The sequence below is a fragment of the Streptomyces sp. genome, assembly GCF_035563135.1.
Classification (GTDB): domain Bacteria; phylum Actinomycetota; class Actinomycetes; order Streptomycetales; family Streptomycetaceae; genus Streptomyces.
Map to the genome: position 1 here is coordinate 1 of NZ_DATMVN010000861.1, position 12,060 is coordinate 12,060.

The window sequence follows — 12,060 nt, forward strand, 5'->3', positions numbered from 1 at the left end:
GAGATCCAGGGCCACGAGCGGGGCCCGGGCGCCAGTCCGGTCCCACGCAGTACCCGGCCACGGAACACCGGCCTGCCCGACCGGTCGTCGCAGACGGCCCGTAGGCAGGTTCCCCGGCGGGCCGTCCCGGTTTCTCCGGCTACCGATGGAAAGTCATCCGGGCACGGGTGACACGCCGCCCTCACGCGGGCCGGTGGTGCGATTGGACGGGCGGAATGCCAACGGCAGGGTGAAGGCCGGCGCGCCGGCCGCGCCGCCGGAAGTCCCCTCGCCCACGAGAGCGGCTCTCTCCGGGGCGGGCCGCCTGCGCACAGGACCGACGGTGACGAGGCGGGCGGCAGTGCCCGGCTCCGGCTTCGCCGGCCGGAGTGTTGTTCCGAAGTGGTGCGGAGCGTTGCCCCGGCGCCGGTGGTTCCCGCCCGCTTCACCAGGGCACCACTCCGGCGTCCTCGAAGAACCTGCCGGTCGGACCGTCGTCGGGCAGGGTCGCGAGTTCGATGGCGATCGCCGCACCCTGCCCGGGGGTGCGCACCCCTCGGAAGCCGTTGAGATCGGTCGCGACGAAGCCGGGGCATCCGGCGTTGATCAGGATGTTCGTGTCGCTCAGTTCCCGGGCGTACTGAAGGGTGACAGCATTCAGAAAAGTCTTCGACGGCGCGTATGCCACGGCCACCGGCCCCGTCGTCTGCTCGCCGGCGGTCCCTGACTGCCGGGTGAGGGAGCCGACGCTGCTGGACATGTTCACGATCCGCGGCGCGGAGGACGAGCGCAGCAGCGGCAACATCGCGTTGGTGACGCGGATGACGCCGATCACGTTGGTCTCCACCACCGTCCGGATGGTGGCGGGATCGACCCGGGTCGGCTCCTGTGGCATGCCACCGGTGATGCCGGCGTTGTTGACGAGGACGTCGAGACCCCCGGCCTGTTCTTCCACCAGCCGGGCGGCCGCGGTCGTGCTCGCGTCGTCGGTCACGTCCAGCGGGACGCCGAACGCGTCGACACCGGCCGCGCACAGCTTTTCGACGGCGGTTTCTCGACGCTGATCGTCGCGGGCGCCGACGCCGACCCGCCAGCCGAGGGCCCCCAGGCCCGCGGCGATCTCGTACCCGATTCCCTTGTTCGCTCCGGTGACCAGCGCAATCGTTCGTTCGCTCATGGGGACGATGCTGCCTCTGCCCCCGGCAAGGTGTCCAACACCGATCAGGTGGGCGACGATACTCCCCAGGTATCGATCCCGGGATAGCATGACTGGGTGAAGACCCGGGAACTGCGGTACTTCGTCGCTGTCGCTGAAGAACTGCACTTCGGGCGTGCGGCGCAGCGGCTCGGGATCGCACAGCCACCTTTGTCCCGGGCCATCCAGCAGATCGAACGCCGGCTCGGGTCGGCGCTGCTGGTCCGGACCAGTCGCAGCGTCATACTGACCGAGGCCGGGTCGGTGCTGCTGGTCGAGGGCCGGGCAGCCCTCGACGCGGTCGACGCCGCGGTCCGCCGGACCCGCCGTGCCGCCCTCGCCGCGACCGGCCGTCCCGGCATGGTGCTGGCCACGAAAGCCGGCGCGTCCAGCGAGTTGCTGGCGAAGCTGCTCCAGGCCTATGCCGCCGAACCCGGCGCGGTCCCCGTCGACGTAACTCTGTGCGGTCCGGCCGAGCAGGAACTGCTCCTGCGCGAGGGCCGGGCCGACGTGGCACTGCTGCACCGGCCGTTCGACTCGACGGCCGGATTCGACACCGAAGAGCTCAGCACGGAGAGCCAGGTCCTCGTCGTGCCTGCCGGACATCCCCTCGCCGCCCGGGCCCATGTGCACATGGCCGACATCACCGCGCTGCCGGGGCTGCCCCTGCCACGCTGGCCCAGCCCCGACGGCACCTACCCGCCCGGTCCGGGCCCGCAGGTCCGGGACCATGCGCAGTTGCTGCAGCTGATCGCGCTCGGCCGTGCGTGCGCGATCTCACCGGAGTCGTGCCGAGCCCAACTGCGCAGTGACCTCACCTCCGTGCCCGTGCTGGACGCACCGCCGGTCACCACTGTGATCGCCTGGCCATCGCACAGCCGGTCCAGAGCCGTCGCCGGCCTCGTCAGGACTGCAACACGCCTTTAGGACGTTTACCGAAAGCCCGTGCGGCGACCGGTGTGGCGTACTACTCCTGGAGAGCCTCAACGCCGGTCCGTTGTCAACCTTGGAGTTATCGATGGCCGTTCGCCGTGTCGTACCCAATGTCCAGTCGGAGGCTGCGCAGGAGAGCCGGGACTTCTACGGCCTGCTCGGATTCGAGGAGGTCATGAACCACGGCTGGATCATGACGCTCGCGTCCCCGTCCAGTCCGGCGGCGCAGATCAGCTTCACGGCCGGCGACAGGACCGCACCGGTCACTCCCGATATGAGCGTCGAAGTGGATGATGTGAATGCGGCCTACACGGCCATGCGGGAGAGCGGCGCGGAGATCGTTCACCCCTTGCAGGACGAGGAGTGGGGGGTGCGCCGGTTCTTCGTCCGTGACCCCAACGGCCGGGTGGTCAACGTGCTTGGACACCGCTGACTCCCGGCTATAAGGAAATGCGGGTCACAGCCATTCGTTGACGGCCGCGACGAGCACGGCCGCCTCGTAGCGGACGGTGAGTTTCTCGTAGCGGGTGGCCACCGCCCGGTGTCTCTTGAGCGGGTTGATCCCGCACTCCACCGCGTGCCGTTCCCGGTAGTCGATCTTGTCGAACTTCGATGGGCAGCCGCTACGGGAGCCCAGCTTCTTGCGGTTGCGGGCGTGGTCGGCCTTGTCCGGGACGGTGCGGCGGATCCCGTGCCGACGCAGGTAGGCGCGGTTCTTGCGGGAGGCGTACGCCTTGTCGGCGCGCACGCGATCGGGCCGGGTGCGGGGCCTGCCCGGCCCGATGCGGGGCACGCGGACCTTCTCCAGGACGGGCTCGAACTGCGGGGAGTCCCCGCGCCGCCCGGCTGTGATCACGATCGGTTCCTTTTGCAGGTCCCCCTTTTCCTCGCCCCGGGGGCGTGCTGGTGGGCCCGGCAGACAGTGGACAGGTGGTCAGTCCCCTGGCGTCGGCCCGGGCCTGCAGTTCGGTGAGGATCCGCTGCCGGGTGCCGTCCCGCTGCCGGCGGCGGAACAGGCCGTACACCCGCCCCAGGGCCCGTACCGCTCCGGAACGTCCCGCCATGGCGTCCCGGTCCGGGTCCGCCGCCGTATGCCGTCGATCAGCTGCCGTCGGGTCCGCATCGGCGGCCGACCAGACTTCTTGCCTTTCGGCAGCAGCGGCTCCAGCACCGCCCACTGCGCATCCGTCACCACGTACCACGAACCACGATCATCACACGTCCAAGATCCACTTTCGATACACGCCCTGGCGCCGCACCAGCCTGGTGGGAGCGGTGGCATGTGACTGCCGGGGCCTTTCGACACAAGGCCCCCGCAATGTCATGCGCCTACGGGCGGGCCCAGGGACCGGCGGATCGGAGCGCGACGCAGGGGCAAGGGCGAAGATGCGACCAGCGTCATACGGAGGTTCACCGCGTGGGCTGAGCGTGCACCAGGAGGAACTCCGTGGCCCGCGCGATGGCCTCGGTGGAAGTGGGGTGGACGGCTTCGGACTCCTCGTCCCGCTGATCCGCAGCGATGGCCGTGTACCACCAGGCGTCAGCGTCCGGATCGTGGTGAACAACGGCTGTGCCGCCCGCGTAGTGAAGCGGAATGGACTCGCTGGCAGACCTCTTGGTCACCGCGTGGGGCCACTTGAGACGGGCGGACTGGCGCTTGATGCCACCCCAGGCCGCACCCAGCTGGGCATAGCTGGCTCCACCGCGGCCGGCCACGGTCGCGGCGCTTTCCGCCAGCCGGTCGACGGACCGCTTGGCTTCGTACAGCGCACGCAGCAGCGCCAGTTGCACATCGGGTGCGGCCATGAGAGCGGGATCGAAGCGCTTGCCGGCGGCGTGATAGGCCAGCGCACGTGTCGAAATCCGCTCCGCCAGCGCGCGGGCCGCGTCAAGCACTTCGTCGTCCATGGTGAACGTGTCGTCCTCGGCGGGCTCCTTCCAGGCGGGCTCCACCGGAGTCACGACGGTGGTCCAGAAGTTCTCGTCGTTCTTGTCAGGGGTCGGGATCGCCGCAGCATCATCCATACGACAAATATACCTGTCGAACAGGGTTAGCGACAAGGAAACCTGTCAGATTCACACGATGGCAGCGATTCAAGTCGCCATGTTTGTGCCGGCGCCCCCTCATGGCCCTTCTCGGAGTCCGCCGACCGCCGTTCGGCGGCGACGTGACCGACAGCTTCGGCCGCCGGCCGGCGAAGGGCTGTGTCTCTCGCCGTAGGTGCCGTGGAACAGGCCGATCGCCACATGGCCGTCGCTCCGGCTGCTGCCGGTGGGACGGAGCCCCCCTGCCCGCGCTCGTCGCGGAGGCGGGACGGAGGACAGCGGCCGTTCGGCGGCGCAGGCCCCGCGACAAGGTCACATGTCCATGACCGGAAGGACAGGGGGTCAGTTCCAGACCGGAGCCGAGAAGACACTGGCCGAGTTGTACCCCGAGTGCGGGAAAACGGGCCAGCCCACGGGCTCGGGCTGAGTACGGTGGAAGTCGGCGGCCACGAGCGTCGCCAGGTTGAAATAGGCCTTACGGGTCTGCGGCTTCATCTTGGCCAGGTCGACCTCCGCTCCCGCGGAGAGGTGCTCGTCGAAGGGGACCACCACCACACCCCGGCAACGAGCACGGAAATGAGCCACCACGTCGTTCAGCTTGAAGAGCTTGCCGGTCGTGTGCGCTTCGGACACCACGGTGATGCTCCGCTGGACGAGGTCCGCGTAGCCATGGGCATTGAGCCAGTCCAAGGTGGTGCTCGCGCTGGCAGCGCCGTCCACGCTGGACGACGCGACGACGATCAGCTGATCGGCGAGTTCCAGGACACCGCCCATGGCGCTGTGGAGCAAGCCGGTGCCGGAATCCGTGAGGATGATCGGGTAGTGCTGCCCGAGGCAGCCGACGACCTTGCGGTAGTCCTCGTCGTTGAACGCGGTGGAGACGGTGGGATCCACGTCGTTGGCCAGAACCTCCAGGCCGCTCGGGGACTGGGAGGTGTAGCGGCGTACCGCCATGTAGTTGGGCAGATCGGGGAGATCAGCCACGAGGTCGCGGATGGTCGCGTTCGTCTCCCGGCGTACCCGGCGGCTGAGTGTGCCGGCATCGGGGTTCGCGTCGATCGCCACGACCCGGTCCTGGCGTTCGGTGGCGAGCATCGCTCCAAGGGCGGTCGTGGTGGTGGTCTTGCCGACTCCGCCCTTCAGACTGATGACGGCGATCTTGTAGCAGTCCATCACCGGGGTGCGGAGCACAGCCAGCTTCTGCTGCCGTGCCCGTTCGGTCCTCCTTCCGCCGATACGCAGCTTCTTGAGACCGCCCCGGACGCCGGACTTCTTGCGCAGGAGACGGTCGGACGAGAGCTCGGCCGATGAGCTGTGCCCCGGTGCGGCGCCCTGCCCCGAGTGATCGAGCGCCGCAGGAGCGTAGGGTGCGGCCGCACGGTGGCCGGCCGGTGGACCATCAGCGGACCGTGACGACTGCGCCGGCCCGGCGTACGGGCGTGACGGAGGAGTCCCGCCCGGGTTATGGGCAACGGACGCTCCGAGAGGAGCCTGCGGCCCGAATTCGCCGTGCGTGGTCCTGCCGGCCGTCTGCGCCGTCGGCCGGGATTCTCTCGAGGCGGAGCCCCAGGGCTCGCTCGCGTCGTACCGGTCCTGCGGCCTGTGGCCTCCGAAGGTGTGCGGCTTGTCCTCTCCCCCGGCAGGTGCGGGGGTGCTGACGTTGATGTCACGGTTATTAGTCATACTGTTCAGTCCTTTCCATGGTCTCGAAGCGCTCTTGGGGACGGTTTCGGCGCGTCGGCGACGGGAGGCTTCCGCCATCGATCTACCGTGAACTTCTGATTGGCGGGGCGCGTCCTCGCGGGAGCAGTCCTCGTCACCGGGGGCAGACGTCTGCGGCTGGCCGGCGGGAAGGAATGTCTGGACCTCAGGAGCATGTGTCTTCGGCCGGTCGGCTCCCGCCACCGCTCCGTCCGGAGGCCGGCCCCCGAGCCTGTGCGGACGGGTCGGGGATCCGCATCCGGACGCAAGCAACTCGGAGGCGTCAGCGCCCCTCGTCCCGAGGTCTTTCATGCTCCGAAGCTGCGAGGACCTGGCGGCCGCCCGGAAGCCTCTTCGGACCAGCATGCCGTTGCTGCCGACCGACAGTTCATGCTCCCTGAACTGTTCCGCGGTCAGGACCTGCTTCCCTCCGCCCTGGGACCGCGGCGGTCCTCCCCAGGTCACGTCCCCTCCGTGACCGCCCCACTCACGCTCCGCCATTGCGCGATGTTCAGCGGCTTCCATGGCTCGCTGGACGTCCGGAGGGATCTCGATCCGGCTTCTCACCCGGTACCGCCCGGTCTCCAGGTCCCCCGCGCACTGCAACTGGACCTTCAGAGGGCCCACGAAGGAGTAGAGCTGCGATTCCGCGTAGTCGCGCACCTTCTCGACCAGTTCCTCGCCGAGCATGACGAGACATGTGCTGTGCAATGCGTGGTCGTCGGTGTTGAGCTCGATGACAAAGCTGTTGGGCACAACCGTGCGGTCGTGGCTCCAGATCCTGGCATTGACGTCACACTCGCGCCGGAGCGCGCCGACGAACTCCAAGGGCTGCACCGCAGACTTGAAGGCTTTGGCGAAGGCACCGTTGACCCAGGCCTCGAAGCGCTGCTCCAGCTTGTTCAGCGTTCCCACTGTCAGCCTTCCGGTACGGATCGCCCGCCGTTTGAGCGAATGTGCGTTCACCGACTGGGTCTTTCTAGCCAGAATTCGCCCCTTGCTGCGGAGTGTCACCGCGATTCACTCGATCGTCCCCGCAGTCGCCCGCTTCGGCCGATGCCGGGTCCGGCGGGCCGGTGCAGGACCCGGTCACAGCGGGTCCGGTCCCGCAGAGGGGACTCCGGGTCGGCAGCCGGTCCTCACACGGGTCCTCCTGACGGCCCGCAAGGAGGTGGTGAGGCCGAGCACCGGGGCGGCAGGCCAAGCGCGCGAGTCGCGGCTCCTGTTCCGCAACCGGAAAAGCCGCGGGTGCCCGGGGTGTGATGCGGGGTCACGTGCGGCTTGTGTGGCGATGCGGACCCCTGGACGCGCCGAGGCCGGTGGGCTCCGGTCAGGGGTGACCAGAGCCTTGAGAGCTTCGCGCCGGTCCATGGCACGGGGTGGCCCTCGGCAGCCGAGGCCGGTCCGGCCCTTGTGCCGGCCCATGGGAATGATTCGCTCGGCGCCGAGTCGCCTGACCGACAGCACGGCCAGCGGTCCGACGGCGCCGCCACCGAGGACCACATGCCTCAGGGGTCACCGACGGCGTGCGTCCATGACCCGCGCGCGCCGGCTCGGTGCGGGGACCATCCGCACGAGACTGCGGACGACGGCGCCGACCAGGTCGTCGGAAGGTGCGTCAGTCCCGTCTGTCAGCAGCCGGGCGAGAGTGCGCACCAGAGCGGGTGATGCCATGACACGGCGGCTGAGAAGCGGGCGGTAGCCGTAACGGGCGAACACCAGATCGGCGACGGTGTTGCCGAGCCGGTAGTAACGCCCCCAGCGGCGGTTCACTTCGCTCACGTACTGATGCAGCGCCTGTTCACGTCCGGCCCCGACCGGCCGGTGCAGGGCGAGGGCGACGGTCTCGGCGGCGATCTGACCTGCCTCCATGGCCTGGGCGATGCCTTCGCCGCTCCACGGGCTGACCATGCCGCCGCTGTCGCCGACCAGAAGCAGTCCGCGACGGTACTGAGGCCTGCGGTTGAGACCCATGGGCAGCGCGGCACTGCGCAGCGGCGAGACGGCGTTCTCCTCCCGCAGCTCCCAGTGCGGAGGCATCCGGGTCAGCCACTGGTCCATCGTGGCCCGCAGATCGACTGCTCCGCGGCCACGGTGCGGGAGGGCGCCCAGACCGACATTCACGCGGCCGTCACCCAGCGGGAAGATCCATCCGTACCCCGGAAGGTCGCGGCCGGTGCGGGAACAGAGCAGATCGGCCCACAGCTCCAGGTAGGGGTCGCTGGTGCGGACTTCGCTGCGGTAGTAGCGGCGCGCGGCGGTCGCCATCGGCTTGCTCCGGTCCCGCTCCAGCCCCATGGCCAAGGCCGTCCGGGCGGAGGCGCCGTCGGCCGCGATCACCACGGGGGCGTGATAGTTCTTCGGCTGCTTTTCGGCTCCCACGACGGTGCTCACGCCGACGATGCGTCCGGCACGGTCGGTCAGAGGGCCCGTTGCCTTCGTCTCCAGGCACAACCGTGCTCCGGCGGCCACGGCGTGGCGAACCAGGATGTCATCGAAGTCGTGCCGGGAGCGGGTGAGGCCGAAGTCCGGATGACTGCCCGAGCCAGGCCAGTCGATGTGTACCTGGCGCCCTTCGCACACGCACCGCATTCCCTTGGTGCGCATCCAGCCCGGAGCGTCGATGTCGACACCCATGCGCACCAGTTGCTGCACACCCCGCGGGGTGAGCCCGTCCCCGCACACTTTGTCGCGGGGGAAGGTGCCCTTCTCGAGCAGCAGTACGTCCACGCCGGCCCGCGCCAGGTGCAGCGCCGCAGCGGAACCCGCGGGGCCCGCACCCACCACGATCACCTGCGCCCGGTGATCGCCGGAATCCATACCCTCGTCCGTCTCCACTTGCTGCTCCTCGGTGCGTGGGGCGTGTCAGGCCGTGCGACGTGACGTCGGCACGGTGGTTCGCTCCGCGGGCCGGACTCCGGGCCTACGCACCGAGTACATACCCGGCCCGAGTCCCCGGCATCCCCTCGATCAGGTCGCGAGGACGTACCCGGCCGGGACTGCCCCGGCGTACGCCGGCTTCTCTCCGGCGCAGTTCACGCATACACATCGAGGCGGGGACGCCGACAGCCTCCGGCACCCCGGTGGAAGCCTTCAGGCGACGCATGCTCAGGAGACGGCCGGCAGGACGGCGTTCACACAGCACGTGATCAGACTGTCTCCCGGGAACGAGAACCCTCGCCACGCCCGGGCCGTGAGGGTCTCGGTGTTGATACGGGAATCTGATGGAACAGGCTCGGCCACCGCATCTGCGGACGGAGAGGGCGGGCCCTCGGCCTTCCGGCCCGGCGAGGGCCAGGACGTGGAAACGGCCCTGACCGTCGCATTCCGACCGGCTGTCGTACGAAGACCACACTGTCGGTGATGCTTGCTGAACTCGGCCCGGCACGCCGCGAACCACGGCGCCCGCTGTCCGTCAGGACGCCTCGGTGCCGACCCTGCGCCCGGGTCCGGTCTCGCGTCGAGGTCACTGTGGAACCACCTGTGAGAGGGCCGGGCGGGAGGCCGCTTCACACTGAACGTCCGCCGCCCCACGCCGGGCCGGTGCAAGCCTGACCGCTCCTCGCGGATGCCCGCAACGGCTGAAGCCGGCACCCAGGCCCTCGGATCGTGCTGTCCGGGGCCTGGGCGGCATCGGCCTACCGGGTCAGGCAGTCGTGATGTTCTCCGCCTGCGGGCCCTTCTGGCCCTGGGTGACGTCGAAGGTGACGGCCTGGCCTTCCTGGAGCTCCCGGAAGCCGGTGGCGTTGATGGCGGAGTAATGCGCGAAGACGTCCGGCCCGCCGCCGTCCTGCTGGATGAAGCCGAAACCCTTTTCGGCGTTGAACCACTTGACGGTTCCGCTGGCCATGCTCGTGCCTTCCCGTTGATATCCGGATCCGCACCGCGCGGTCCCGGGGACGTAGTGGTCCGGACCGGCACAGCAGAACGCCCGCACCGAAGCGCGGGCAGGTACGGCGGACCACGACATCTGACGATGACGCTACATGGCGAAACCGGCCCCCACCAGAGAGCAACGGCGCGATGTGTACATCCGGTGGATCCCACTCACTCCTACGGCACACGGTCCGACGCGGACTTCGGGCACCGTCACCGGATCGCCAGGCTCCCCGCCCGACGCATGATCATGATGAACCCGCAGGTCACGGCGGGTGCTGGCCTTCGCACGGTTCGGCGCCACCAGGCCCGTGGCCTGCTGGCGCCCGAAACAGGATCACACCTGACGACTTCTCCGCCTGAGCCGTCATCGGGGAATCCGTCAACGTGATCCCGCCCCGGGCGGTTCCGGTGACCGCAGCGGTCGTGTGCGGGGCAGGGGCCGCGAGACCGCGTGCCGCTTCCGGGTCTCGTTGCGGCATGGCCGGTCATGTCGCACGACGAGGTCCGTTTTCCGAATCAGCATGCACGCGGCGGAGGCGGAGTACCTGACGGCCTGAGGTGTTTGGCGTGGGCATAACGGAATGAACAGTTCCTCCTCGTCGGAGGAAAGGTCCTCCTGAACGTGGAGCCGGCTGCAGGTGCGGTATCCGCCCAGGCAAGGACGTCTGCTGCGGCGCATACGTTTCCAGCCAGAAGGCGTCCATGCCCGTGGCCGCCAACAGGGGGCGGAACAGCTGGATACACCTGCCACGCATACATCCCTGCAGTCGAATGATTGATTTTGTTCATAATGCGGTTCTTTCGAGCATCTATTGACACACGTCGACGTCATGGCCAGAGTCGTCCCCGCCAGTGCTGTCGGTCACGCATTGAGGAGTGTCTCGCCATGCCCAAGATCGCCGCCCTCTCACGTCGCTTGATGCTCGGAGGAACACTGGCCACAGGAGCCGCCGCGGCCGGCCTCGGCTCGGCCTCCGGCGCGGCTGCAGCCACGAACGCCACACCGTCGGCATCAGGAGCGGGAGCCGATTCGGCGGCCGCGACCCCGCGCCGCCGCCCCGGCCAGAAAACGATGATCAACGTGCCCTTCGCCCCGTACAAGACGGTCCGGGTCGGCGTGATCGGGCTCGGCAACCGGGGTTCCGGCATGACCACGGGCTGGTCCGTCGTCCCTGGGTGCGTCGTCACGGCCGTCTGCGACATCCGCGCCGACCGCGTCAGGCGTACGGCCGACGGCCTGGTGGCCGCGGGCAGCCCCCGCCCTGCGGAGTACGGCGGCTCGGCGGGAGCGTACGCCAAGATGCTGCGACGCGACGACATCGACCTCGTCTACATCGCCACGCCGTGGGAGTTTCACTATGAACAGGGCAGAGCCGCGCTTCTGTCCGGCAAGCACGTCGTCGTGGAACTGCCGATAGCGACCGGTCTGGGCGAGCTGTGGGACCTGGTGGACACCTCGGAGCGCACCCGCAGGAACCTGATGCTGTCGGAGAACTGCAGTTACGGCCGTAACGAGCTGGCCATGCTCAGGATGGCCCACGAGGGCCTGTTCGGTGAGGTCACCAACGGCCACGGCGGCTACCTGCACGACCTGCGCGAGTTGCTCTTCTCCGACACCTACTACACCGACGCGTGGCGTCGGCTCTGGCACACCCGCAGCACCGCTTCCTTCTACGCCATGCACGGTCTGGCACCGATCGCCGCCGCCATGGACATCAACCGCGGCGACCGCATGACGACGCTGAAGGCGACCGCGACCGCGCCGAAGGGACTCGCCGACTACCGGGAACGCTTCGTACCCAAGTCCCATCCCTCGTGGCGCGAGACATACATCAACGGCGACCTGGTCAGTTGCGCGATCGAAACCGCCAAGGGCAGGACCATCCGGGCCGAGCACGACGTGAGTTCGCCCCGCCCGTACAGCCGCATCAACACGCTCGCCGGCAGTCGCGGCATCTTCGAGGACTACGCCGGTACGTCGCCGACCGGGGGACGCATCTACGTCGAGCCTGACCATGACGGCCACTCCTGGCGGGACTTCGACACCTACCGCAAGGAGTTCGACCACTGGCTGTGGAAGAAGATCGGCGATGACGCCGCGAACAACGGCGGTCACGGCGGCATGGACTACGTCCTCCAATGGCGCACGGTACAGCTGATGCGCGCGGGGCTGGTGCCCGACATCGACGTGTACGACTCGGCGTCCTGGTGTGCACCGGTCCCCCTGAGTGTCATGTCCCTGGAAAACAAGGGCCGTCCGGTCGCCGTCCCGGACTTCACTCGAGGCAGCTGGGTCAACGCCCGCCCCGGACTCGACTCGCGCAGCA

At 68.9% G+C, this 12,060-nt stretch carries 8 protein-coding genes and 2 pseudogenes; 3 read left to right on the forward strand and 7 right to left on the reverse strand.

Annotation, left to right across the window (positions count from 1 at the left end):
* Window positions 1-424: 424 nt before the first annotated feature.
* Entirely contained in the window at window positions 425-1,156 is a 732-nt protein-coding gene (locus VN520_RS37975) for an SDR family oxidoreductase (protein ID WP_325751512.1), read from the reverse strand.
* A 96-nt stretch (window positions 1,157-1,252) separates the two neighbouring features.
* Between VN520_RS37975 and VN520_RS37980 the strand changes: the two genes are divergently transcribed.
* Window positions 1,253-2,101 carry a LysR family transcriptional regulator gene (locus VN520_RS37980; protein WP_325751513.1) on the forward strand — a complete coding sequence of 283 codons (849 nt, stop codon included), beginning with the start codon at window positions 1,253-1,255 and terminating at the stop codon, window positions 2,099-2,101.
* Between the two features lie 91 nt (window positions 2,102-2,192).
* On the forward strand, window positions 2,193-2,540 hold the full coding sequence (locus VN520_RS37985; protein WP_325751514.1) for a VOC family protein: 348 nt from the start codon (window positions 2,193-2,195) through the stop codon (window positions 2,538-2,540).
* A gap of 24 nt (window positions 2,541-2,564) precedes the next feature.
* Here the strand turns inward: VN520_RS37985 and VN520_RS37990 are convergent.
* The 6 genes and pseudogenes from VN520_RS37990 to VN520_RS38015 form a co-directional block, all read right to left on the reverse strand.
* Window positions 2,565-3,299, reverse strand: a pseudogene (locus VN520_RS37990) (transposase).
* 218 nt (window positions 3,300-3,517) lie between these two features.
* Window positions 3,518-4,132, reverse strand: a complete 615-nt coding sequence (locus VN520_RS37995) for a hypothetical protein (protein WP_325751515.1) — start codon at window positions 4,130-4,132, stop codon at window positions 3,518-3,520.
* A gap of 363 nt (window positions 4,133-4,495) precedes the next feature.
* Window positions 4,496-6,820 carry an FhaA domain-containing protein gene (locus VN520_RS38000; protein WP_325751516.1) on the reverse strand — a complete coding sequence of 775 codons (2,325 nt, stop codon included), beginning with the start codon at window positions 6,818-6,820 and terminating at the stop codon, window positions 4,496-4,498.
* 426 nt (window positions 6,821-7,246) lie between these two features.
* Window positions 7,247-7,354: pseudogene (locus VN520_RS38005) on the reverse strand (IMP dehydrogenase); the annotation flags it as partial.
* A 15-nt stretch (window positions 7,355-7,369) separates the two neighbouring features.
* Complete coding sequence (locus VN520_RS38010) at window positions 7,370-8,692, reverse strand: geranylgeranyl reductase family protein (RefSeq protein WP_325751517.1); 1,323 nt, start codon at window positions 8,690-8,692, stop codon at window positions 7,370-7,372.
* Window positions 8,693-9,500: 808 nt separating this feature from the next.
* The gene (locus VN520_RS38015) at window positions 9,501-9,704 is read right to left on the reverse strand and encodes a cold-shock protein (protein ID WP_014158060.1); all 204 of its coding nucleotides are present in this window, start codon (window positions 9,702-9,704) and stop codon (window positions 9,501-9,503) included.
* 915 nt (window positions 9,705-10,619) lie between these two features.
* Between VN520_RS38015 and VN520_RS38020 the strand changes: the two genes are divergently transcribed.
* Window positions 10,620-12,060 (forward strand): Gfo/Idh/MocA family protein (locus VN520_RS38020; protein WP_325751518.1); only part of this gene is annotated, 1,441 nt, incomplete at its 3' end.

Excerpts from the sequence above, each read along its gene's own strand:
- VN520_RS37975 (WP_325751512.1), bottom strand. The coding sequence starts at position 1,156 with ATGAGCGAACGAACGATTGCGCTGGTCACCGGAGCGAACAAGGGAATC.
- VN520_RS37985 (WP_325751514.1), top strand. The coding sequence starts at position 2,193 with ATGGCCGTTCGCCGTGTCGTACCCAATGTCCAGTCGGAGGCTGCGCAG.
- VN520_RS37995 (WP_325751515.1), bottom strand. The coding sequence starts at position 4,132 with ATGGATGATGCTGCGGCGATCCCGACCCCTGACAAGAACGACGAGAAC.
- VN520_RS38015 (WP_014158060.1), bottom strand. The coding sequence starts at position 9,704 with ATGGCCAGCGGAACCGTCAAGTGGTTCAACGCCGAAAAGGGTTTCGGC.